Consider the following 22,507-nt stretch of genomic DNA (forward strand, 5'->3'; position numbering starts at 1 on the left):
CGTCCCGCGCAGGGCGGCAACGGGTTTCCGGGGTGGTCCGGACGGGCTGCCGAGTTCACCTATCCGGGTGAACCGGCCAGTGCGGCGCCGGGCCCCAGGGGTCGGGCGAAGGCGTCCGGTTGACGTGTGGGGACGGGCCGTACGGTCCTAAAGGGGACGTTCGGGCTGGGCGGACCGGGTGGCGGCGCCCGCCCGCCGCATTGCGCCGTACCGGCCCGGCGCGCACCATCGGGAGCCTGGTCGGGAGCGGACGGCGGGGCTCCCACGACGAGGGGTGGCCGGTATGACCACACGGGCGGCGCGGGCCGCGGGCGGCGCCCCGCCCGCCGCGGGTGCGCCCCGGCGCGGCCTGGTGCTGGGCGGCGGCGGGATGCTCGGCGCGGCCTGGACGGTCGGCGCGCTGTGCGCCGTCGAGGAGGTGACCGGGCGGCCGCCGGGCGAGGCCGACGTGCTGCTCGGCACCTCGGCCGGTGCGATCCTCGCCGCGATGCTGGCCGGCGGCGTCCGCCCCGACCAACTGCGCGACCACCAGCGCGGCCTGCCGGTCACCGAGGGGCCGCTGGCCGGGGCGGCCTTCGACTACGACACCGCCGTCGGCGGCGCGCTGCCGCCCCGCCCCCGGGCCGGCATCGGGTCGCCCGGCCTGCTGCGCGACGCCGTCCGGCACCCGCGTGCGTACCCGCTGCTGACCATGGTCTCGGCGATCGCGCCGCACGGCCGCGGGTCGCTGACGCCGGTCGGCGAGCTGGTCCGCGGCCTGCTCGGCCCCGGCGCGACGTCCTTCCCCGGCGCGACATCCTTCCCCGGCGCGGCGTCAGGTCCCGGCGCGATGTCCGGTCCCGGTGGGCCGCCCGGTGGCGGGGGTTCGCCGTTGCGGGTGGTGGCCGTGGACTACCGCAGCGGCCGCCGGGTGGTGTTCGGCGACCCGGACGCCCCGGCCGTCCCGGTGCCCGACGCGGTGATGGCCTCCTGCGCGATCCCCGGATGGTTCGCCCCGGTGCGGCTGGGCGGCTCGGCGTACGTGGACGGCGGCTGCTGGTCCGCCACCAACGCCGACCTGATGCTCGGCCGGGGGCTGGACGAGGTGTACGTGCTCGCCCCGATGGCGCTGCGGCTGGACCCCCGGCCGGGGCGGGCCGGGGGCGGGGGCCGGCTCCGGCACGGCGGCGACATCCTGGCCGTCCTGCGCGAGTGGCGTGCCCGGGACCGTCCGCGCGGCGTCCTCGCCCAGCTGGTGAGCCGCTACCGCCGCGCCGTCACCCGGCAGCTGCTGCGCGAGGCCGCGCTGCTGCGGGCGGAGGGCGTCCGGGTGCGGCTGCTGGCGCCGACCCCGGCGGACCTCGCCGTGATGGGCCCGAACATGATGGACCCGGCCCGCCGGGGCGCCGTCCTGGAGAGCGCCCTGCGCACCAGCCGGGAGGCGCTCGGCGCCGGGCGGTGAGCGCCCGGCCCCGCACCGGAGGTGATCACGGCCGGTCCGGCGGCGCTTATTCTGGGGGCGCTGGAGAAGCTGTGCCGCTGGACGAACCCCGCTGGACGAACCGGAGAGTGCCACCGATGCGCGTGTACCTGCCCACCACCCTGACCGGCCTGGCGGCGGCGCACGAGGGCGGCTCCCTGGAGCAGTCCGCCGCGTACGCCGTGACCCCCGCGCTGCGCGAGTGGTACGTCAGCGACGACCTCGAGGAACTGGAGTACGCGGCGCTGAACCGGGCCGCGCAGGCCTCGCTGCGGCAGCTGGCCGCCGATCCGGGGGCCCCGCGCCGCCGGGTCGTGGTGGCGCTGGACGTGGCCGACGCCTCGGTGCGGCCCTTCCCCGGCGACGAGTACCAGGACCAGGCCTCGCTCGGCCGGGTGGTGCTGGCCGGCCCGGTGCGGCTGGCCAAGGCGGCCGCGGTGCACGCCGACGTGGCCGACGAGGAGGTGGTCACGGACGTCGCGGCGGCGGTGGCGGCGGTCGCCGCGGCCGACGCGGGCGACCAGGATGCCCAGTTCACCGTGGACGGCGCCGAGGACCACGACCTGCTCTGGTACGCGACCCAGGAGATCCCCGCCTTGCTGGCCTGAGCCCCGGTCCGCGTGAGTTCCGTCCTACCGGCGTGTCACCCGGCCGGGTTACCGTTTCACCCTGTGCGCACTCACATCGTTTGGGACTGGAACGGCACGCTCTTCCACGACATGGAGGCCGTGCTGGGGGCGAGCAACGCCGCCTTCGCGACCATCGGCGTCGGGCCGATGACCCTCCAGGAGTACCGCGAGCAGTACGAGATCCCGATTCCCCGCTTCTACCAGCGCCTGCTCGGCCGGATGCCCTCCACGGAGGAGTGGCTGAGGCTCGACGACGCGTTCCACGACCGCTACCGGGAGCTCAGCCCGTCCTGCGGGCTGGCCGAGGGCGTGCGCGAGCTGATGGACGGCTGGCGGGAGGCCGGGAACAGCCAGTCGCTGCTGTCGATGTACGAGCACGACCGGCTGGTGCCGCTGGTCGACACCTTCGGCCTGACCGACGGCTTCCTGCGGGTGGACGGCCGCAGCGGCCCGGCCGGCGGCCAGAAGGCGGAGCACCTGGTCAGGCACCTGGCCGCGCTCGGTGAGCTGGTGGACCCGGCCCGTACGGTGCTGATCGGCGACGCCGCGGACGACGCCCTGGCGGCGCTGGGGGCGGGGGCCCACGCGGTGCTCTACACCGGCGGTTCGCACACCAGGGAGAAGCTGGAGCCGGTCGGCGTCCCGGTGGTGGACACCCTGGCCGAGGCGGTCGAGCTGGCCGGCCGGATCGCGGGCTGAACCACGCCCAGGACCGGCCCGACGCGGCGCGGTGAACCACCCCGGGACCAGGCGGTCGGCGCGGGCTGAACCACGCCCCGGACCGGCCGGACGTGGCGGGCGCCACGTCCGCCGTCCGCGTGTCTGAACGGGCGGATCGCGCCCCGGCTGGTCAGGCTGGTGTCACACCCGACCAGCCGCCAGGACGGAGCCGCCATGCCCATCGACGCAGTCACCGAGGTGCCGGTGCCGGTCAACGAGCCGGTGCGCTCGTACGCGCCCGGCACCCCGGAGCGGGACCGGCTGGTCCGGCGGCTGGACGAACTGGCGGCCGAGCAGGTCCCGCTGCCGATGACCATCGGCGGCGAGCAGCGGTTCGGCGGCGGTGAGCGGATCGAGGTGGTCCAGCCGCACCACCACGCCGCCAAGCTGGGCGTGCTCGGCAACGCGACCCGGGAGGACGCCCGGGCGGCGGTGGACGCGGCGCTGGCCGCCGGGCGGCAGTGGCGCTCGCTCTCCTTCGACGACCGCGCGGCGGTCTTCCTGCGCGCCGCCGACCTGCTGGCCGGCCCCTGGCGGGAGACGCTCAACGCGGCCACCATGCTCGGCCAGTCCAAGACCGCGCAGCAGGCCGAGATCGACTCGGCCTGCGAGCTGGTCGACTTCTGGCGGTTCAACGTCCGGTTCGCCCGGCAGATCCTGGCCGACCAGCCGATCTCCTCGCCCGGCGTGTGGAACCGCACCGACCACCGCCCGCTGGAAGGTTTCGTCTACGCGGTCACCCCGTTCAACTTCACCGCGATCGCCGGCAACCTGCCCACCGCCCCCGCGCTGATGGGCAACACCGTGGTCTGGAAGCCCGCGCCGACCCAGACCCTGGCCGCGTACCACCTGATGCGGCTGCTGGAGGCGGCCGGCCTGCCGCCCGGGGTGATCAACCTGGTGACCGGCGACGGCCTGCAGGTCTCCCCGGTGGTGCTGGCCGACCCGGCGTTCGCCGGGCTGCACTTCACCGGCTCCACCGCCACCTTCCAGTCGCTGTGGCAGACCATCGGCGCCAACATCGGCGGCTACCGCGCGTACCCGAGGATCGTCGGCGAGACCGGCGGCAAGGACTTCCTGCTGGCCCACCGCTCGGCCGACCCGGACGTCCTGCGGACCGCGCTGGTCCGCGGCGCCTTCGAGTACCAGGGCCAGAAGTGCTCGGCGCTCTCCCGGGCCTACCTGCCGCGCAGCCTCTGGCAGCGGATCAAGGACGACTTCCTGGCCGAGGTGGACGCGCTCCCGGTGGGCGACGTGACCGACCTGTCCAACTTCATGGGCGCCCTGATCGACCGGCGGGCCTTCGAGAAGAACCGGGACGCCATCGACCGGGCGAAGGCCGATCCGACGATCGAACTGGCGGCCGGCGGGCAGTACGACGACGCGATCGGCTGGTTCGTCCGGCCGACGGTGCTGGTCTCCTCCGACCACCGGGGCGACATCTTCCGGACCGAGTACTTCGGCCCGATCCTCGCCGTCCACGTCTACGAGGACTCCCGCTGGGACGACGTGCTCCGAAGGGTCGACGGCGGCGCCCCGTACGGCCTGACCGGCTCGGTGGTCGCGCAGGATCGTTACGCCATCGCCCAGGCCGTCGAGGAGCTGCGCTTCGCCGCGGGGAACTTCTACATCAACGACAAGCCGACCGGCGCCGTCGTCGGCCAGCAGCCCTTCGGCGGCGGCCGGGCCTCCGGCACCAACGACAAGGCGGGCGCCGCGCAGAACCTGCTCCGCTGGACCTCGGCCCGGTCGATCAAGGAGACCTTCGTACCGCCGACCCACCACGGATACCCGCACATGGGCTGAGAGTGAACACCGGGCTCCGGTTTGGACATGCTGTCCAGGACGGAGCCGACTTCCTGCGGGTTTGCGCCTACCTGTCCCTGTGCACCTTCGATTGATCCGGTTAGGCTGGCTGGCGTCGTCGGGTGGCTGCAGGACGAACGAGTCGTCCTACCCGCTGGGAGGACGTTTCATGCGTGCCATGAGCCCCTTTCAGTCGGATGGTGCGGCAGGATTGCGGTGACCCGTCGGTGTACATCCACACACCACCGAGTCACGCAACGGCGCGCGACAGGAGCCAAGAAGTCATGCAGACCAAGCTGGACGCAGCCAAGGCCGAACTGCTCAAGAAGGCAGCCGCAGCCGCTGAGAACAGCCAGGTGGGGGGAGCGGCGCCGGGGGAGGGTCTGAGCAACGGCGCTCTGACCGCGTACCTGCACCACTACTACCTCCACACCGCGCCCGAGGACCTGGTCGACCTCGACCCGGTCGACGTCTACGGCGCGGCCGCCTCCCACTACCGCCTGGGGCTCAAGCGCCCGCAGGGCACCGCCGAGGTGCGGGTCCACACCCCCTCGGTCGAGGAGAACGGCTGGTCCTGCGGCCACACCGTGGTCGAGGTCGTCACCGACGACATGCCCTTCCTGGTCGACTCCGTCACCAACGAGCTGTCCCGCCAGGACCGCGCGATCCACATCGTGATCCACCCCCAGCTGGTCGTCCGCCGTGACATCACCGGCAAGCTGCTGGAGATCCTGGACGTCGACGCCTGCTCCCGCAGCCAGGCCGCCGGCACCGAGTGGCCCGCCGACGCGACCGTCGAGTCGTGGATGCACATCGAGATCGACCGCGAGACCGACCGCGAGGACCTGCGCTCCATCGAGGCCGACCTGCGCCGGGTGCTCGGCGACGTCCGCGAGGTCGTCGAGGACTGGGGCAAGATGCGCGAGAGCGCCCTGCGCCTGGCCGACGAGCTGGCCGAGGAGCCCCCGACCGGCCTGCCCGAGCAGGAGGTCGGCGAGGCCTGGGAGCTGATGCGCTGGCTCGCCGACGACCACTTCACCTTCCTCGGCTACCGCGAGTACGACCTGGTCGAGCACGAGGGCGAGGAGGTCCTCAAGGCCGTCGCCGGGACCGGCCTCGGCATCCTGCGCTCCGACCCGCACAGCCACGACGACCACCACCACGCGGTCAGCGAGGCCTTCGGCCGGCTCTCCGCGCCGGTGCGCGCCAAGGCCCACGAGAAGAAGCTGCTCGTCCTCACCAAGGCCAACAGCCGTGCCACCGTGCACCGCCCGGCCTACCTGGACTACGTCGGCGTGAAGAAGTTCGACGCCGCCGGCGAGCCGGTCGGCGAGCGCCGCTTCCTCGGCCTGTTCTCCTCCGCCGCCTACACCGAGTCGGTCACCCGCATCCCGGTCGTGCGCCGCAAGGTCCAGGAGGTCCTGGAGGAGTCCGGCTTCTCCAGCGAGAGCCACGACGGCCGCGACCTGCTCCAGATCATGGAGACCTTCCCGCGGGACGAGATCTTCCAGACCCCGGCCTCCGAGCTGCTCTCCATCGCGACGAGCGTGCTCTACCTCCAGGAGCGCCGCAAGCTGCGGCTGTTCCTGCGCCAGGACGAGTACGGGCGCTACTTCTCGGCGTTCATCTACCTGCCGCGCGACCGCTACACCACGCGCATCAGGCTGCTGATCACCGACATCCTCAAGGAGGAGCTGAACGGCGCCACCATCGACTACACGGTGTACGCCACCGAGTCGGTGCTGACCCGTCTGCACTTCGTGGTCCGGGTCGCCCCGGGCACCGAGCTGCCGCAGCTCTCCGAGACGGACATCGAGCGGATCGAGAACCGCCTGGCCGAGGCCGCCCGGTTCTGGATGGACGGCTTCCACGACCAGCTGCACACCGAGCTGGGCGAGGAGAAGGCCGCCGAGCTCGGCCACAAGTACGCCAACGCCTTCCCCGACGGCTACCGCGCCGACTTCCCGCCGCGCACCGCCGTCGCCGACATCAAGCAGATCGAGTCGCTGCACGGCGAGGGCGACTTCCGCCTGAACCTGTACCAGCCGGTCGGCGCCGGCGACGACGAGCGCCGCTTCAAGATCTACCGGGTCGGCGGCCCGATCTCGCTCACCGAGGTCCTGCCGGTGCTCCAGCGCCTGGGCGTCGAGGTGCTGGACGAGCACCCGTACGCGCTGCGCCGCTCCGACGGCACCACCGCGTGGGTCTACGACTTCGGCCTGAAGCTGCGCGAGGCCACCGAGCTCACCGACGAGGCCCGCGAGAGGTTCCAGGAGACCTTCGCCGCCACCTGGACCGGCCGGGCCGAGAACGACGGCTTCAACGAGCTGGTCCTCACCGCCGGGCTGACCTGGCGCCAGGCGATGATGCTGCGCGCGTACGCCAAGTACCTGCGCCAGGCGGGCTCCACGTTCTCCCAGGACTACATGGAGGACGCGCTCCGCAACAACACCCACACCACCCGGCTGCTGGTCAACCTGTTCGAGGCCCGGCTGAGCCCGAGCCACCGTTCGGGCGCCCTGGAGCTGACCGAGGGCATCCTGGAGGAGCTGGCCGGCGCCCTCGACGAGGTCGTCTCGCTGGACGAGGACCGCATCCTGCGCTCCTTCCTGAACCTCATCAGGGCCACCCTGCGGACCAACTTCTTCCAGCGCTCCGGCTCCGGCGAGTGGCACTCCTACGTGTCGATGAAGTTCGACCCGAAGGCCATCCCGGACCTGCCGGCCCCGCGCCCGGCGTTCGAGATCTGGGTCTACTCGCCGCAGGTCGAGGGCGTCCACCTGCGCTTCGGCAAGGTCGCCCGCGGCGGTCTGCGCTGGTCCGACCGGCGCGAGGACTTCCGCACCGAGATCCTGGGCCTGGTCAAGGCGCAGATGGTCAAGAACACCGTCATCGTCCCGGTCGGCGCCAAGGGCGGCTTCGTCGCCAAGCAGCTGCCGGACCCGGCGGTCGACCGCGACGCCTGGCTGGCCGAGGGCGTCTCCTCGTACAAGACCTTCATCTCGGCGCTGCTCGACATCACCGACAACCTGGTCGGCGGCGAGGTCGTGCACCCGGCCGACGTGGTCCGCCACGACGAGGACGACACCTACCTGGTCGTCGCCGCCGACAAGGGCACCGCGACCTTCTCGGACATCGCCAACGGCGTCGCCGAGTCCTACGGCTTCTGGCTGGGCGACGCGTTCGCCTCCGGCGGCTCGGCCGGCTACGACCACAAGGGCATGGGCATCACCGCCCGCGGCGCCTGGGAGTCGGTCAAGCGCAACTTCCGCGAACTCGGCGTCGACACCCAGACCGAGGACTTCACCGTCATCGGCATCGGCGACATGTCGGGCGACGTCTTCGGCAACGGCATGCTGCTCAGCGAGCACATCCGCCTGGTCGCCGCCTTCGACCACCGCCACATCTTCCTCGACCCGAACCCGGACGCGGCCACCTCGTACGCCGAGCGCCGCCGTCTGTTCGAGCTGCCGCGCAGCTCCTGGGACGACTACGACAAGTCGCTGATCTCGGCCGGCGGCGGGGTGCACCCCCGCTCGGCGAAGTCGATCCAGCTGACCCCGCAGGTCCGGGCCGCCCTCGGCGTCGAGGAGACCCGCCTGACCCCGGCCGAGCTGATGAAGGCGATCCTGCAGGCGCCCGTCGACCTGTTCTGGAACGGCGGCATCGGCACCTACGTCAAGGCCTCCACCGAGACCAACGCCGAGGTCGGCGACAAGTCCAACGACGCCATCCGGGTCAACGGCGAGCAGGTCCGGGCCCGGGTCATCGGCGAGGGCGGCAACCTCGGCTGCACCCAGCTCGGCCGCATCGAGTACGCGGCCACCGGCGGCCCGGAGGGCTCCGGCGGCTGGATCGACACCGACGCGATCGACAACTCGGCCGGTGTGGACACCTCGGACCACGAGGTCAACATCAAGATCCTGCTCAACCAGGTCGTCGCCGAGGGCGACATGACGGTCAAGCAGCGCAACGCCCTGCTGGCCGAGATGACCGACGAGGTCGGCCACCTGGTGCTGCGCAACAACTACGCGCAGAACGTGGTGCTGGCCAACGCCGTCGCCCAGGCGCACAGCATGGTCAACGTGCACGCCCGGATGATCAGCCGCTTCGAGTCGGCCGGCCGACTGGACCGGGGGCTGGAGTTCCTGCCCACCGAGCGCCAGATCCGTGAGCGCCAGCAGGGCGGCCGCGGACTCTCGCAGCCCGAGATGTCCGTCCTGCTCGCGTACACCAAGATCATCCTCGCCGAGGAGCTGCTGGCCACCGACCTGCCGGACGACCCGTTCTTCCGCACCGCGCTGCACGAGTACTTCCCGAGCGCGCTGCGGGCGGGGTTCGCCGACGCCATCGACAACCACGCGCTGCGCCGCGAGATCATCACCACGCTGATCGTCAACGACACGATCAACCGCGGTGGCTGCACCTTCGCCTTCCGCCTGAAGGAGGAGACCGGCGCGACCTACGAGGAGATCGCCCGGACGCACACCGCCGCGCGGGCCGTCTTCGACCTGGAGCCGATCTGGGCCGAGATCGAGGACCTGGACAACAAGGTCCCGGCCCGGGTGCAGACCAAGATGCGGCTGCACTCGCGGCGCCTGGTCGAGCGCGCCACCCGGTGGATGCTCAACAACCGCCGCCAGCCGCTCGACATCGCCGGCACCATCGAGTTCTTCCACGACCGCGTCAACCAGGTCTGGGCCTCGCTGCCCAAGCCGCTGCGCGGCGAGGACCTCACCTGGTTCGAGTCGGTGTACGGCGAGCTCGCCGCGGCCGGGGTGCCGGAGGAGCTGGCCACCCGGATCGCCGGCCTCTCCTCGGTCTTCCCGACCCTGGACATCGTCGAGGTCGCCGACCGCTCCGGGAAGGACGTCGCCGAGGTCGCCGACCTCTACTACGACCTGGGCGACCGGCTCCAGATCTCGCACCTGCTCGACCGCATCATCGAGCTGCCCCGCACCGACCGCTGGTCGTCGATGGCCCGGGCCGCGATCCGCGAGGACCTCTTCGCGGCGCACGCGGCGCTGACCGCCGACATCCTGGCCTGCGGGCCCGAGGCGGCCACCCCGGAGGAGCGGTACACCGCCTGGGCCGAGCTCAACTCGACCCTGCTGAACCGCGCCAAGAGCACCCTCGACGACATAAGGGGTTCGGACAACTACGAGCTGTCCAGCCTCTCGGTCGCGATGCGCGTCATCCGCACCCTGCTGCGCACCGGTTCGATGCGCTGACGGACGGCCGCACCGGAAGGGGCCCGCGTCTTCGGACGCGGGCCCCTTCCGCGTTCCCGGACGCCGCCCGGATTCCGGAGCGTGACGGCCGGATCACGCTGTGCGTGAACCGGGACGGGCTCCGGATGTGTCCCTGCGGTTAACGCGGCATCACAAACTCCGCCAATTGCCGTCAGAGTTCCCGGCGGGTCGCGGAATTTCGCCCCAACTGCCCTTTTTGACAGCTGTTCTGACAAGGCATGAGTTGCAGTAGGCTGACTCCGCGATAGGCGTCGCCGCAGGTCTCGTGCCGCAAAGCACTTCGATGTGATGTGACATCAGGTGCCTTTCGGAGAGGCTCGGGCCGCCAGTCCCATTCGCGCTTCGGGGCCCGGACCGGCTCCACGCGATGCCACCTGAAGAGAGTTTCATGACGTCATTTGTGCAGGAACCCTTTTTCTGGGTCTTCATCGTGGTGATGCTCGTGGCCGTCGGAGCGGCCCTCCAAGCACGCAGAACGAACCTCGCCCTGCGGCGGCGCAACGCCGCGCTGGAGGAGGAGAGCGCCCTGGCACAGCGGCAGCGCGACGAGGCCGCCGCGCTGCACGACCACCTGCGGGGGCAGCACGCGTCCGAACTGACCGCCGTCCGCCGGGACGCCGAGGAGGACACCAAGGCCGTCCTCAAGGCGGCGATGCGGACGCTGCAGGGCCTGGCCGACGAGCAGCAGGTCGTCATCGACAAGGTGCAGCGGAAGTACGGCGACAGCCCGCAGATCCTCGCCGACCTGATGACGATCGACCACACCAACAGCCAGTTCGGCCGGCGCGCCCAGGGCATCGCGGTGCTCTGCGGCGGCTGGCTGGGCCGCCGCGAGAGCGTCGCCTCGGTCTACGACGTGGCCCGCAGCGCCCAGGGCCGGATCCGGCACTTCGACCGGGTGCGGATCCACTCCCGGGTCAGCGTCTCGCTCGCCAGCAAGGTCGTCGAGCCGGTCGCCGTCGTGCTGTCCGAGCTGCTCGCCAACGCGACCAACTACTCCGCCCCGGACACCCCGGTGGAGGTCAGCGTCCAGGCCGTCCCGACCGGCGTCTGCCTGATCATCGACGACGCCGGCCTCGGCATGGGCCAGGAGGAGAAGGACCGCGCGGCGCAGCTCCTCAACCCGGGCGCGCCGATCAGCCTCGCCAGCCTGGGCAACCCCCCGAAGTTCGGCTTCGCCGTCTCCGGCATGCTGGCCGCCCGCTACGGCTTCCGGGTCTCCGTCGACTCGGTCTCCCCGTACGGCGGCGTGCGGGCCGTGGTGCTGCTGCCGGCCGAGCTGCTCAGCAGCGAGGTCGCGGCCCCGCCCGTCGCCGAGCGCGCAGACTACCAGCCCGTGCCGGTGGAGCAGCCCGCCCAGGCCTGGGCGCCCGCCGCCGGCCAGCGGCTGGTGTCGCTGTCCGAGCCGGCCGCGCCGCTGGCCCCGGTGCCGGCGCCGCAGCCGGCGCCGCAGCCGGCGCCGACGGCGGCAGCGGAGACGACCGCGGACGGACTGCTGCCCCGGCGGCGCCGCCAGCGCCCCGTGTCCGTCGTCCCCGCCCCGCAGGACCCCGTCCGGGCCGAGGAACCGGTGCGGAGCACCGGCCAGCACACGCCGTCCCGCCTCGGCGCGTTCCAGCGCGGCACGCTGTCCGGGCGCAACACCATGACCACGGAAGGAACCGAGATCCAGTGAGCCGCGATCTTTCCTGGGTGCTCAACGACGTACTCCAGGTACCGGGCGCCCGGCACGCTATCCTCGTCTCCGCCGACGGCCTCCTGCTCGAACGGTCCAGCGAGATCGGCCGCGACGAGGCGGAGACCAACGCCGCCGCGATGAGCTCCATGCAGTCGCTGAGCCGCGCGGTCGCCCCGTTCGTCGGCGGAGGCGGCGGGGCCTGGCGCCAGACCCTCCTGGAGTACGACCACGGCTGGATCTTCCTGATCGCGGCCGGCAGCGGCGCGTACCTGGCCGCCTCCACCGCCCCCGACGTCGACATGGAGGCGATGTCCTTCCGGATGCAGCAGCAGGTGGGCGCACTCGGCCGGGCGATGTCGGCGGCGCCGCGCCAGAGCACGCTCAGCGGCTCATGACGGCCGGCGGCGAGGAACAGCGGGTCACCGGTGGCTTCATCCGCTCCTACGTCATCACCGGTGGACGCGAGTTACCGAACGCGGACGACCTGTCTCTGATCACCCTGGTCACCGTCGCGCCCGAGCAGGGCATGCCCGTCCTGCCGAGCCCGGAGACCCGGGCGATCTGGGAGCTGTGCTCCGGCGGCTACCTCTCGGTGGCCGAGGTCGCGGCACGGCTGGAGCTTCCGGTGGGGGTCGTCAGGCTGCTGCTGACGGACCTGATCCGGGAGGGACGGCTGCTGCGCCGGTCGGCCCCGCCTCCGGCCCAGGCTCCGGACCCGAGACTTCTAGAGAAGGTACTGCATGGACTTCAACGCCGGTTCGCCTGAGGACATCTACGTCCCGGGCGCGGTGACGACCGCCGTCAAGATCCTGGTCGTGGGGCACTTCGCGGTCGGCAAGACGACGCTCATCGGGGCCCTGTCGGAGATCGCCCCGCTGAGCACCGAGGAGAGCATGACGCAGGCGTCCGTCCGCGTCGACGACCTCCGCGGCGTACCGGACAAGAAGACCACGACCGTCGCCCTGGACTTCGGCCGGCTGACGCTCGGCGACGACCTGGTGCTGTACCTGTTCGGCACCCCGGGGCAGCAGCGGTTCATGCAGCTCTGGGAGGACATGGCGAGGGGCGCGCTGGGAGCGCTGCTGCTGGCCGACCCCACCCGCCTGGCGGACACCTTCCCCGTCATCGACCTGATCGAGCAGTACGGCCTGGAGTACGCGGTGGCGGTCAACAGCTTCGACCGGCAGAGCGACTACACCGAGGACCAGCTGCGCGAGGCGCTCGACCTGCTGCCGCACACCCCGGTGGTGTTCTGCGACGCGCGGGACCAGCGCTCCTCGGCCAACGCCCTGCTGACGCTCGTCCGGCACCTGCTCGACCGCGCCTCCTGACCTCCCCCACGCCTTCCTCCCCTCACACCTCCCGGGTCCGCATCCGCCCGGGGCCACCTCCAAGGAACGACCCATGGAATCTCTGCCGCGACCCGTCCCGTCGCCTCCGCCGGGCTGCCCGATGCACGCCGGCGTGAGCACCCCGCTCTACGGGGAGATGTTCTCGGCCGACCCCGGCGCGGTCTACGACAAGCTGCGCGTCCACGGCCCCGCCGCGCCGGTGGAGTTGGCCCCCGGGGTGGACGCCACCCTGGTCACCTCGCACGAGGCCGCGCTGCGGGTGCTGCAGAACCCGGGGATGTTCGCCCGGGACTCGCGGCGCTGGGCGGCGCTGAACGAGGGCCGGGTGCCGATGGACAGCCCCGTCCTGCCGATGATGTTCTACCGGCCCAACTGCCTCTTCACGGACGGCGCCGAGCACCTGCGGCTGCGCAAGGCGGTCACCGAGAGCCTGGAGCGGCTCAACGACAGCCGGCTCAACCGGCACGTCGAGCGGATAGCCGGCTACCTGATCGACCAGTTCAGCCCGCTGGGCCGGGCCGACCTGCTCAACGACTACGCCAGGCTGCTGCCGCTGCTGCTGTTCAACCAGCTGTTCGGCTGCCCGGCCGACATCGGCGACCGGCTGACCCGCAGCATGTCCGCGCTCTTCGACGGCATCGACGTCATCCAGGCCAACGAGGAGCTGACCTCCTGCCTGATGGACCTGGTCGCGCTGAAGCGCCGCCAGCCCGGCGACGACATCACCTCCTGGCTCATCCAGCACCCGGCCGGCCTGCGCGACGAGGAGCTCAAGGACCAGCTGGTCATGCTGATGGGCGCCGGCGTCGAGCCCGAGCGCAACTTGATCGGCAACGCGCTGCTCCTGCTGCTCTCCGGCGAGGGCGGCTCCGGGCTGCGCATCGAGGACGCCCTCGACGACGTGCTGTGGAACAACCCGCCGATCGCCAACTACGCGACGCACTACCCGATGCAGGACCTCAACCTGGGCGGCGTCCCGATGGACGCCGGCAGCCCCGTGGTGATCAGCTTCGCCGCCGCCAACAGCGACCCCGCGCTGACCGACGCCCGGCTGACCCTCAGCAAGGGGGCGCACCTGGCCTGGGGCGCCGGCCCGCACGCCTGCCCGGCCAAGTCCCCGGCCCAGCTGATCGCCCTGAGCGCGATCGAGTGCCTGCTCAACGCGCTGCCGGACGTCACGCTCGCGGTGCCCGCGGAGAGCGTGGAGTGGCGGCCGGGTCCGTTCCAGCGCGGCCTGGTCTCGCTGCCGGTGCGGTTCAGCCCGGCGCCCGCCCGGACCACCGGGCCGGCCGCTGGGGCGGACGCCGCACCGGCCCCGTCGGCGGCGCCGGCCGGCTCCGAGCCGGCGCAGGCGTACCCGCAGGCCACCGCCCCGGCGGCGGGCCGGGCTCCGCAGAAGAAGGGGTGGTGGAGCTCCTTCCTGGACGTCTTCCGGCTCTGAGGCGTCCTCGGGCCCCGGGGTGGCCCGGGGCCCGGGTGTTCGGGGGCCCGAGGTGTCCCGGGCTGGCCCGGGCCCTGGGGTGTCCTGGGGCCCGGCCTCCGGTCGGGGGCGTCGACGGAGGGGCCGTCAAGGGCCCTTCGGTCACCGCGAGGTGAACGGCGTGCGACGCCGGTGCGGTACGTGACGGGGGCAACACTGATCGACGCTTGAGCGCGCTGTTGCTGGGTAGTACGCCGCCGTACTGCCCGCCCGCGCGTTAAGGAGCCCCGTGTGACCGCTGTGTTGGAAGCCCGCCCCGCGCCGGAGCGACCAGACGGGAGGGCCGACCGCCGCGCCGCCGTGCCGCTGCTGCGGAGGCTTCGCTCGCCCGAGGGGCTCGCCGACCCGAGCCCGGTCTACGACGAGCTGCGGGCGCTTGGCGACCTCGTCCCGGCGCCCTGGGGCGGCTACCTGGTCACCGGCTACGAGGCGTGCGACCAGGTCCTGCGCGGCAGGAACTGGCTCGTCCCCGACTTCGCCTGGCAGGAGCGGCAGACCGGCACGGAGCGCTGGGAGGCCGTCGCCACCCAGGAGATGAGCCGGACGCTCTCCCGGCTCAACGCCCCCGAGCACACCCGGCAACGGCGCAGCCTCGGGAGCCTCTTCGACCGCAACACCCTCCGGGACATGGTGCCGGCCGTCGAGGCCGACGCCGCCGGGCTGCTGGACCACCTCGCCGAGCGAATACGGGCGGACGGCGAGGCGGACTTCGCGGCCGTGGTCAGCGAGCAGCTGCCGATCGGCACCGTCGGGCGCTGGCTGGGCATCCGGCCCGCGGACTACCCGCACATCCTGGCGATGACCCACGACCAGGTGCACGCCCAGGAGCTGCTGCCCACCAAGAGCCAGCTGGCGGTCTCCGAGCAGGCCACCATGGAGCTGCGCCGGTACTTCACCCGCCTCGTCCAGGAGCGCCGCGACGGGGACGGCGACGACGTGATCGCCGGCTGGATCCGCACCTGGGACGCGCTGGAGTCCGACCGCGAGACCACCGACCGGATGGTCTACCAGCTCACCATGTTCGTCACCATCGCCTCGCTGGAGACCACGGCGACGATGCTCTCCTCGATGGTGTGGCAGCTGCTGCGGTCGCCCGGCCGGTGGCAGTGGCTGCGGGAGCGGCCCGAGCACGTCGACGGGGTGATCGACGAGGCACTGCGCTACGACCCGCCGATCCGCGTCAACAGCCGCATCGCGGGCGAGGACACCGAGCTGTCCGGGGTGTTCCTGCCCAAGGACACCATGGTCCACGTGATGTACGGCGCCGCCAACCGCGATCCGCGCCGCAACCCCGACCCGCACACCTTCGACCCGCTCCGCCGGGGCGCCCACCTCACCTTCGGCGGCGGCGCCCACTACTGCCTCGGCGCGGGCCTGGCGCGGCTGGAGGCGCGCGCCCTGCTCGGCCAACTGCTGGAGCGCTTCCCGACGTTGCGGGCGGTGAGCCCGCCGGAGCACGCGCCCCGGATGGTCTTCCACCGGGTGACGTCCCTGAGAGTCGCCGCATGAGCGTCACCCCGCGGGCTCCCCAGTACCCCCCGTACGCGATGCAACCCCCGTACATCGCGCACCCCTCGACGCCCGCCGACTGGTACCCGCGGCCCGCTCCCGAACCCGTGGCGGTCCCCGTGCCCGCGCCGGCCCGTACCGTCCGCTCCGAGCTCCGGGGCGCGGTGCTCCACGTCGAGCTGGACAGCCCGGAGACCGGGAACGCCGTCACCATGGCGATGCTGGACGAACTCCTCGCCGTCCTCGCCGTACCCGACCCGGCCGTGCGCGTGATCGTGCTGTCCGCGGCCGGCCGGGACTTCTGCCTCGGCGGCGACCGCGACGAACTCCTCGCGGGCCTGGACGAGGACCCGACCGGCGGCCGGATCCGGGCCTACGGGGACAGGGCGCGCCGGGTCTGCGACGCCCTCACCAACAGCCCCGCCGTCACCGTCGCCCGGGTCCAGGGCCGGGCGACCGGCGCCGGCTTCGCCCTGGCGCTCGCCTGCGACCTGCGGGTCGGCGCCGACAACGCCGTCTTCCGGCTGCCCGAGCTGGCCCTGGGCCTGCCGGTCGCCTGGGGCGGGCTGCTGCCCCGGCTGCTCCACGAGGTCGGCGCGGCCCGGGTCCGCGAGATCATCCTCACCGGCCGTCCGGTCGGCGCGGTGGAGGCGCGGGAGCTGGCCATCCTGCAGCGCGTCGTCGCCGAGGAGGACCTGGACGGGGCGGTGGCCGAGTGGGCCCGGCCCGTCACCCGCCGCCCCGAGGCCGCCCTGCGGGTCACCAAGACCCTGCTCGCCTCCCACGCGTCGGCCACCCGGCTGGCCGACGCCTCGGTGCTGGACTCCGAGCTGATGGCCTCCGTCCTCGCCGCCGCCCACTACTCCCGCGGCCTCGCCGCCCAGCACCCGGCCGACTGACCGGCGGTGCGGAGGAGGGGCCCGGGTCCCTCCTCCGCACGCGCGCGGAAACCGGTTATGGGCCGTGCCCGCGCCCTCGGTACGGTAGCCCTCGAACGATCAAGTGGGGGTTGTGACATGGGGGAGAACCGGGCCTCGGTCCGCGCGGTGGGCGTGGGCATCTCGGTGGTACTGCTGGTCGTCGGAGCGGCGGCCTGCTCGTCCGACGACAAGAAGGACACGGCGAAGGCGGCCCCGGCCGCCACCGGCGCGGCCGCGGGCGCTTCCGCGACCGCGACCGCCACGAAGGGCCCGGAGGCCTTCGCGGCAGCCGGGTACCGGGGGCTGAAGCCCGGGATGGCCAAGGACGCGGGGCTGGCCACCGGCGCCCTGGAGAGCTCGCCGGTCTCGCTGCTCGACGGCTGCACGGACTTCGTCTACAAGGGCGGCCCGGCGCCGGACCAGGCCCGGATGGCCGCAGAGGCGGCCACCGAGGCCCGCTACAAGGACCTGAACGCCCAGGCCGACGCGGCCTCGGGGAAGGCGCCCGCCCCGGGCGGCACCCTGCCGCCGAACGCCTCCGCCAAGGACGCGGCGGCCGCCGCCGCGGGGTCGGCCGCCGCGGCCGCGGACTCGGCGGCCTCCGCGAAGCTGATCGCGGACGCCACGCAGGCCCTGGTCGCCATGAGGTTCGCCCAGGAGGCCAAGGACCAGGCGTACCTGGCCACCGGCCGGGTCTCCTTCGCCGCGACGGGCCTGCGCGAGCTGGCCGCCCCGGCGGACGCGCGGACGGCCGAGGGCATCGGCGCCGGCTCCACCGTGGAGGCGCTCCAGCAGGCGTACGGGGCCAAGGGCCTCCAGCTCGACAAGAGGGGCAGGTACGTGATGCCGGCCGAGGGACAGCAGGGCTGGCAGTACGAGTTCACCGTGGACGGCGGCAAGGTCACCGGGATGGCCGCGGTGAACCGCGACATCAAGTGCAGCTGACGGCCTGACGGTTCGGCAGGGGCAGCCCGCGCAGCGCCGCGCGGGCGCGGGCCGCGCCGCCGGGGGTGGCCCCGGCCCCGGTGCCGACGGCGACGGTTCTCGTGCCGAGGCCCGCGCAGGCGCGGCAGATGCCGGGGCGGGGCACCGGATCGTGGCAGCGGCCGCACTCGGCTCGGGGCGTGGGTGGTGGGGCTTCGGGGCGTTCCGGGGGGAGCTTGCGCCGCAGCCGGTCCCGGAGGACCGCCGCCGGGCAGTGCATCGGCTGCGGCAGCCCGGGGAGCAGGGCGTGGGCCAACCCGGCCTCGTCGCATCCCCGTTCCAGCCACTGCGCGACGAGCGGCGCCAGCGTCCGCGCCTCGGCCTCGCCGATGCGCAGACGCGGCTCGGGCCGGATCACCCGGAACAGGGTGGCCACGGCCGCCCGTGTCCGTTCATCCGGGAGGGTGGATTCTTGCTCCGGGTTCTTTACGGGAGGGGTGACAGCGCCGCCGGTCCCTCCTCCACCGGGAGCCGGACGGGGGACAGCCGGTGCGCGGTGCGGGGTGTCGAAGACGTGGGCCTCGGAGCGGACCGTCCCGTCGGCCATCCGGACGGTGTCGACCCGGTAGTACCCGGCGTCCCTCAGCTCCTTGAGCGCCCGCCGTACGGCGCCCCGCCCCTGCGGACTGGTGTCCGCCATCTGCCGCCCGTCCTCCCGCCAGCCGTCCGGGCGGGAGAGGAGATCGGCGAGCAGGCCGCGAGCGGTGTAGGAAAGCCGACGGTCCTGCAACAGGCCGTTGGGAAGCACGGTGAACGCGCGCGTGTGAACGCTACGATGAATCTGCATCTGGAGTTGCTGCTCCTGGTGCCCGACCCCGGGGTGTCTCACCACCGCCGGGGTCTCCTATGTTCTGTTGATGATGCGGAAAGTAGCACACCCGCTACGCAGAGTGCGAACGGTTGGGCATATCGGCCCCGCCAGCGGGATGGCGCGTGACAGCCCGCAGGCGTGGCACATACGGCCCGCCCGCCCGGGATCAAGTGCGAGCTGCTGCCACCGCGTCCGTGTAGAGCTCCGTCGTCAGGTCGTCCTCGTTGACCCCGAGGTCGGCCAGTACGGCCCGTACGGCGTCGAGTGCCGCCCCAAGGTCGCCCTGGGTGGTCGCAGCGGTCTCGACCTCGATGAATGTCGCGTCGAGCTCCGGCACGCGGACGAGCGTGGCGAGGAAGCGCCGACCGCCGAGTTCGAAATCGTAGTTGCGGCACCGCTTCTCGAACCGGATACGTGGGGTGAAGCCGAGGCCCTGGATGATCTCGTCGGCCGCCTCGGCGTCCTCCACCCGGGTCTCGGCCTCCCACTTCGACCCGGACGCCTCGTCCACCGGGGCGCCTTTGTACGTGAGCACGGTGCGGGTGTCGTCGGGCCCGTGAACGGTGCGGATCCGCAGCTCACGGTCGGCTCCCATCAGGCTGCCATCCGGGGCCTCGTAGTACGTGTCGCGGTACACCTCGGCGCGCCCGGCGCCGTACGACTTCTCCAATCGTGCCAGGACGAGTTCGGGGTCGCGTACGACGGCCTTGAGCTCCGCCTCGATCGCCATGCCGGTTCCTCCTTCAGACCACACGTCGAGCGCCGTCGACTACGACCACCGACGCGGCCGGGACCAGCGAGTTTGCCTCGGGGGCGTTCGGGTCGTCCTTGTAGTCACGCCTGGACATGATCCACCACCTCGATCGAACACGGCGCTACGCCTCGGGCGGCACGCTGTAGCGGCTCAAGACGTCGTCGGTGGTGGCCCTGTCCAGCAGGCGCAGCTCCCAGGGCCCGGTGTTGACGTCGAACTCCTTGCCGAAGCCGACCCACTTGCCGGCCATCCGGCGCCCGGTCGGATCGACCAGCAGCTGAAGGGCGCCGTGGTACCTGGCTCCCTGGTAGTAGCCGTCCTGCGCGGTCTGCTCCACCCATGAGCCCGTCACGACGTTCCGGTCGACGGTGAGGTCGAACGACAGCGGTGAGTCCGGGTTGGACGACGCGCCGGGGAGGGAGCGGCCGGTGATCCGGTTTCCGCTCTGGGACAGCACGACGTGGTGCAGGCCTGTGAACGAGTTCTCCCGGCTGCTGCTGAAGAACTCGTAGTGGCTGATCCAGACCCCCGAGTAATCCTCACCCGGGGAGGTGGATGCGGCCTGCACGGGCACGCCCGGTTCATCGCTGGTCATGTCATGGCCTCCCGTACCGTCCACGCTGACCCTCGGCGGTAGCTGTGGTGATTCGAAGCCGAGGCGGTCCACGGAGAGTTTGGTGACAGCCTCAAGGGCTCGAACGTACACCGGGCGGGGAAACCTGACCTCCCCTGACTCCCAGCGCTGTACGAGACGCTTGCTCGCGTCATTGGGTTCTCCCTGGGTCACCCCGACTGCCCTCAGGCGCTTCGCGAACTCGTCCTGGCTGAGGCGAAGTCCAAGGCGCACGGCCCTCAGAGTTTCGTTCGGCGTCGTCATGACCCCAACGATAGAGGTCAGCCGCCGCTGAAAGACGCCGAAATGACGCCTTGTCGGACACCGGAAAGACGTCCGAGCGGCGTCGCAATGGACTGACCTCGCAGGGCACCATCAAGCACTCCGGTGATGACTGCTCGCTATCGGAGGATCACCAACGGTGGTGCAACCGGCTCCTCTTTCCTCCCCTTCGAGGTGCTCCCCCATGCTCACGTTCCGTCGCCCCCGCATGTTCGTCGCGCGCCTCGACTCCCGTGTCGAATCCACGCCCCTGGCACGCTACTTGCTCCGGGCCTACCTCTCCGGCCTCCCCACCGGTGACCGCTACCGCGACACTGCCGAGCTGCTCCTCGGCGAGCTCTTCGCCAACGCCGTCCAGCACTCCGACGCGCCCGACGACCGGCACATCGAGGTCCGCTTCACTCTCACCCCCGACGACCTCCTGCGCCTCGAAGTGCACGACGCCGACACCACCCGCCCCCTCCTCCGTGCCGCCACTCCCGACGACGAGCACGGACGCGGCCTGCTCCTTGTCGGCGAACTGGCCGAACGCTGGGGCTGCGCGTCCCGCCCGTGCGGCATCGGCAAGTACGTCTGGGCCCTCATCGCCCCCGCCACCACCCCCTGAAAGCCCGATTCCCCATGCACCTCGCCACCCTCGCCCGGCACACCCTCTCCCGTGGCGCCACTCCGGCCGCGACCTACGCCCTGATCGCCCGCCTCGGCCACCAGCCCCTGCCCACCGCCCGCGCCGTCTGCCTCGCCCTCGGCATCCCCCTCGCCGAGACCGTCCGCCGCCTCGCCGACTGCCATGACGCCCTGCTCGCCGACCCCCGCCCCGACTCGGAACACGACACCGGCGAACTCCTCGAAGCCCTCGGCGTCTTCGACGTCCCCAAGTCCCTCACCGACACCGAACTCGCCGTCGTCGACCACTTCCTGGTCGCCATCGAGGCCATGGGCGGCATCCGGCCCGGCCACCAGCACGGCCTCCAGCGCTGGTTCACCACCGGCAACCTCACAGCCGCCTACCTCTCCCTCGCCGCTGCCCGCCCCCTGCCCCGCACCGGCGACCCCACCCGCTACTGGGCCAGCCTCGTCACCGCCGGCGAACTCCTCGCCACCACCCTCCCCTCCGACCGCCGCATCAGGTACGCCCTCACTCACTGCCGCACCCGTGCGACCTGCCTGTGAGCGCAGGAAGTCGGCCAGGCCGACTTCCTGCGCAGAAGACCGGACAACGCAGTCTCGCCGCTTCGGCTCACCGAAGCGGCGACGGGGAGAAGGAGACGCGGGGCGGGCTTCCCAATCGTCCCGAGGCGTCGTGAGAATGGCGGAGAAGCCTGCTCTCGCCCCGCACTCACGAATCCTCCGGAGCTGCCACAGTGACGAGCAACATCGCACAGCAGGACGCCGCCGTCGCCGACAAGGCGATCCTCGCGAACAGCGCCTACGCCGACGGCCGCCACCTGGCCGCCCGGCAGTCCCTCTACCAGTGGCAGCGGCCGCGGTACGACCTGCCGGGGATCGTCGTCGAAGAGCTGGCCGGCACCAGCGGCACCGTGATCGACATCGGCTGCGGCAACGGCACGTACGTCAACCGCCTGCACCGGGACCGACCGGACCTCCAGGTCGTGGGAGTGGACATCTCGGCGGGCATCCTCGCCGACGTCCCGAAGCCGGTCCTGGTGGCCGACGCCCAAGCCCTGCCGTTCGGCGACGGCAGCGCCGACGCGGTGCTGGCCCTGCACATGCTGTACCACGTGGGCGACATCGAGGCCACGATCAAGGAACTGGCCCGGGTCCTCCGGCCTGGCGGTGTGCTCATCGCCTCGACCAACAGCGACACCGACAAGCAGGAACTCGACCGGCTCTGGGCCAGGGCCGCAGGGGACGTCCTCGGGGTTCCCGAGGGCCCGGGGAGGGTCACCCTGAGCTCCCGGTTCTCGTTGGAGAAGGCCTCCGGCTACCTCGGTGCGGTGTTCGAGGACATCAGGGTGCGGGAACTGCCCGGCGTCATCGAGGTCACCGACCCCGCGCCGGTCGTCGCCCACCTGGCCTCCTACGAGGCCTGGGCCGACCGGAGCGGCGTCCCGTTCCACGAGACGGTCGGCCGGGCAGCGGAGATCGTCGCCGCGGTGATCGCCACCGAGGGGGTCTTCGAGATCAACGGCCTCGGCGGCATCCTGATCTGCCGCCGCTGAGGGGAGGTCGGTTCTGCGTTCGGCGGCCCCGGCCACTCATGGCCGGGGCCGCCGTGACTCTCTTCGGGGCGGGGC

19 protein-coding genes and 1 pseudogene are annotated in these 22,507 nt (G+C 72.4%); 16 read left to right on the forward strand and 4 right to left on the reverse strand.

Annotation, left to right across the window (positions count from 1 at the left end; genetic code table 11):
* Positions 1-283 precede the first annotated feature (283 nt).
* From ACFY0X_RS21925 to ACFY0X_RS21985, 13 genes are all read left to right on the forward strand, one after another.
* On the forward strand, positions 284-1,441 hold the full coding sequence (locus tag ACFY0X_RS21925; RefSeq protein WP_387756847.1) for a patatin-like phospholipase family protein: 1,158 nt from the start codon (positions 284-286) through the stop codon (positions 1,439-1,441).
* A 116-nt stretch (positions 1,442-1,557) separates the two neighbouring features.
* Entirely contained in the window at positions 1,558-2,067 is a 510-nt protein-coding gene (locus ACFY0X_RS21930) for a DUF6912 family protein (protein ID WP_387756848.1), read from the forward strand.
* 63 nt (positions 2,068-2,130) lie between these two features.
* Positions 2,131-2,787, forward strand: a complete 657-nt coding sequence (locus ACFY0X_RS21935; RefSeq protein ID WP_387756849.1) for an HAD family hydrolase — start codon at positions 2,131-2,133, stop codon at positions 2,785-2,787.
* Between the two features lie 201 nt (positions 2,788-2,988).
* A complete protein-coding gene (pruA, locus tag ACFY0X_RS21940; RefSeq protein ID WP_387757050.1) occupies positions 2,989-4,614 on the forward strand; it encodes an L-glutamate gamma-semialdehyde dehydrogenase in 1,626 nt (541 codons plus the stop codon).
* A 284-nt stretch (positions 4,615-4,898) separates the two neighbouring features.
* Positions 4,899-9,845 (forward strand): NAD-glutamate dehydrogenase, encoded by a 4,947-nt coding sequence (locus tag ACFY0X_RS21945; protein WP_387756850.1) that lies wholly within the window; start codon positions 4,899-4,901, stop codon positions 9,843-9,845.
* Positions 9,846-10,254: 409 nt separating this feature from the next.
* Positions 10,255-11,541, forward strand: coding sequence for an ATP-binding protein (locus tag ACFY0X_RS21950; RefSeq protein ID WP_387756851.1), 1,287 nt, complete (start codon positions 10,255-10,257; stop codon positions 11,539-11,541).
* Positions 11,538-11,939, forward strand: coding sequence for a roadblock/LC7 domain-containing protein (locus ACFY0X_RS21955; RefSeq protein ID WP_387756852.1), 402 nt, complete (start codon positions 11,538-11,540; stop codon positions 11,937-11,939). Before ACFY0X_RS21950 ends, ACFY0X_RS21955 begins: the two co-directional genes overlap by 4 nt.
* Complete coding sequence (locus ACFY0X_RS21960) at positions 11,936-12,310, forward strand: DUF742 domain-containing protein (RefSeq protein ID WP_387756853.1); 375 nt, start codon at positions 11,936-11,938, stop codon at positions 12,308-12,310. Before ACFY0X_RS21955 ends, ACFY0X_RS21960 begins: the two co-directional genes overlap by 4 nt.
* Positions 12,285-12,875, forward strand: coding sequence for an ATP/GTP-binding protein (locus ACFY0X_RS21965; RefSeq protein ID WP_387756854.1), 591 nt, complete (start codon positions 12,285-12,287; stop codon positions 12,873-12,875). Before ACFY0X_RS21960 ends, ACFY0X_RS21965 begins: the two co-directional genes overlap by 26 nt.
* 73 nt (positions 12,876-12,948) lie before the next feature.
* Positions 12,949-14,337 carry a cytochrome P450 gene (locus tag ACFY0X_RS21970; RefSeq protein ID WP_387756855.1) on the forward strand — a complete coding sequence of 463 codons (1,389 nt, stop codon included), beginning with the start codon at positions 12,949-12,951 and terminating at the stop codon, positions 14,335-14,337.
* Positions 14,338-14,682: 345 nt separating this feature from the next.
* Positions 14,683-15,885, forward strand: coding sequence for a cytochrome P450 (locus ACFY0X_RS21975; RefSeq protein ID WP_387757051.1), 1,203 nt, complete (start codon positions 14,683-14,685; stop codon positions 15,883-15,885).
* On the forward strand, positions 15,882-16,784 hold the full coding sequence (locus ACFY0X_RS21980; RefSeq protein WP_387756856.1) for an enoyl-CoA hydratase/isomerase family protein: 903 nt from the start codon (positions 15,882-15,884) through the stop codon (positions 16,782-16,784). Before ACFY0X_RS21975 ends, ACFY0X_RS21980 begins: the two co-directional genes overlap by 4 nt.
* Before the next feature lie 117 nt (positions 16,785-16,901).
* A complete protein-coding gene (locus tag ACFY0X_RS21985; protein WP_387756857.1) occupies positions 16,902-17,750 on the forward strand; it encodes a hypothetical protein in 849 nt (282 codons plus the stop codon).
* Here ACFY0X_RS21985 and ACFY0X_RS21990 read toward each other — a convergent pair.
* The 4 genes and pseudogenes from ACFY0X_RS21990 to ACFY0X_RS22005 all read right to left on the reverse strand — a co-directional run bounded on the left by ACFY0X_RS21990 (position 17,737) and on the right by ACFY0X_RS22005 (position 20,231).
* The gene (locus ACFY0X_RS21990) at positions 17,737-18,576 is read right to left on the reverse strand and encodes a hypothetical protein (RefSeq protein WP_387756858.1); all 840 of its coding nucleotides are present in this window, start codon (positions 18,574-18,576) and stop codon (positions 17,737-17,739) included. The two genes, ACFY0X_RS21985 and ACFY0X_RS21990, sit on opposite strands and share 14 nt — an antisense overlap.
* Positions 18,577-18,766: 190 nt before the next feature.
* Positions 18,767-19,330, reverse strand: a complete 564-nt coding sequence (cyaB, locus tag ACFY0X_RS21995; protein ID WP_387756859.1) for a class IV adenylate cyclase — start codon at positions 19,328-19,330, stop codon at positions 18,767-18,769.
* A gap of 16 nt (positions 19,331-19,346) precedes the next feature.
* Positions 19,347-19,448 (reverse strand): annotated as a pseudogene (locus ACFY0X_RS22000) (NUDIX hydrolase); the annotation flags it as partial.
* A gap of 27 nt (positions 19,449-19,475) precedes the next feature.
* Complete coding sequence (locus tag ACFY0X_RS22005; RefSeq protein ID WP_387756860.1) at positions 19,476-20,231, reverse strand: helix-turn-helix domain-containing protein; 756 nt, start codon at positions 20,229-20,231, stop codon at positions 19,476-19,478.
* Positions 20,232-20,433: 202 nt separating this feature from the next.
* Here ACFY0X_RS22005 and ACFY0X_RS22010 point away from each other — a divergent pair, with 202 nt between their 5' ends.
* From ACFY0X_RS22010 to ACFY0X_RS22020, 3 genes are all read left to right on the forward strand, one after another.
* Entirely contained in the window at positions 20,434-20,856 is a 423-nt protein-coding gene (locus ACFY0X_RS22010; RefSeq protein WP_387756861.1) for an ATP-binding protein, read from the forward strand.
* 14 nt (positions 20,857-20,870) lie between these two features.
* Positions 20,871-21,422, forward strand: a complete 552-nt coding sequence (locus ACFY0X_RS22015) for a hypothetical protein (protein WP_387756862.1) — start codon at positions 20,871-20,873, stop codon at positions 21,420-21,422.
* A gap of 191 nt (positions 21,423-21,613) precedes the next feature.
* The gene (locus tag ACFY0X_RS22020) at positions 21,614-22,432 is read left to right on the forward strand and encodes a class I SAM-dependent methyltransferase (protein WP_387756863.1); all 819 of its coding nucleotides are present in this window, start codon (positions 21,614-21,616) and stop codon (positions 22,430-22,432) included.
* The last annotated feature ends 75 nt before the right edge of the window (positions 22,433-22,507 follow it).

Source organism: Kitasatospora sp. NPDC001547, assembly GCF_042894165.1.
Lineage (GTDB): Bacteria > Actinomycetota > Actinomycetes > Streptomycetales > Streptomycetaceae > Kitasatospora.

Excerpts from the sequence above, each read along its gene's own strand:
- ACFY0X_RS21960 (WP_387756853.1), top strand. The coding sequence starts at position 11,936 with ATGACGGCCGGCGGCGAGGAACAGCGGGTCACCGGTGGCTTCATCCGC.
- ACFY0X_RS22015 (WP_387756862.1), top strand. The coding sequence starts at position 20,871 with ATGCACCTCGCCACCCTCGCCCGGCACACCCTCTCCCGTGGCGCCACT.
- ACFY0X_RS21930 (WP_387756848.1), top strand. The coding sequence starts at position 1,558 with ATGCGCGTGTACCTGCCCACCACCCTGACCGGCCTGGCGGCGGCGCAC.
- ACFY0X_RS21950 (WP_387756851.1), top strand. The coding sequence starts at position 10,255 with ATGACGTCATTTGTGCAGGAACCCTTTTTCTGGGTCTTCATCGTGGTG.
- ACFY0X_RS21985 (WP_387756857.1), top strand. The coding sequence starts at position 16,902 with ATGGGGGAGAACCGGGCCTCGGTCCGCGCGGTGGGCGTGGGCATCTCG.
- ACFY0X_RS21970 (WP_387756855.1), top strand. The coding sequence starts at position 12,949 with ATGGAATCTCTGCCGCGACCCGTCCCGTCGCCTCCGCCGGGCTGCCCG.
- ACFY0X_RS22005 (WP_387756860.1), bottom strand. The coding sequence starts at position 20,231 with ATGACGACGCCGAACGAAACTCTGAGGGCCGTGCGCCTTGGACTTCGC.
- ACFY0X_RS21945 (WP_387756850.1), top strand. The coding sequence starts at position 4,899 with ATGCAGACCAAGCTGGACGCAGCCAAGGCCGAACTGCTCAAGAAGGCA.
- ACFY0X_RS21980 (WP_387756856.1), top strand. The coding sequence starts at position 15,882 with ATGAGCGTCACCCCGCGGGCTCCCCAGTACCCCCCGTACGCGATGCAA.
- cyaB (WP_387756859.1), bottom strand. The coding sequence starts at position 19,330 with ATGGCGATCGAGGCGGAGCTCAAGGCCGTCGTACGCGACCCCGAACTC.
- ACFY0X_RS22010 (WP_387756861.1), top strand. The coding sequence starts at position 20,434 with ATGCTCACGTTCCGTCGCCCCCGCATGTTCGTCGCGCGCCTCGACTCC.
- ACFY0X_RS21990 (WP_387756858.1), bottom strand. The coding sequence starts at position 18,576 with ATGCAGATTCATCGTAGCGTTCACACGCGCGCGTTCACCGTGCTTCCC.
- ACFY0X_RS21965 (WP_387756854.1), top strand. The coding sequence starts at position 12,285 with ATGGACTTCAACGCCGGTTCGCCTGAGGACATCTACGTCCCGGGCGCG.
- ACFY0X_RS21925 (WP_387756847.1), top strand. The coding sequence starts at position 284 with ATGACCACACGGGCGGCGCGGGCCGCGGGCGGCGCCCCGCCCGCCGCG.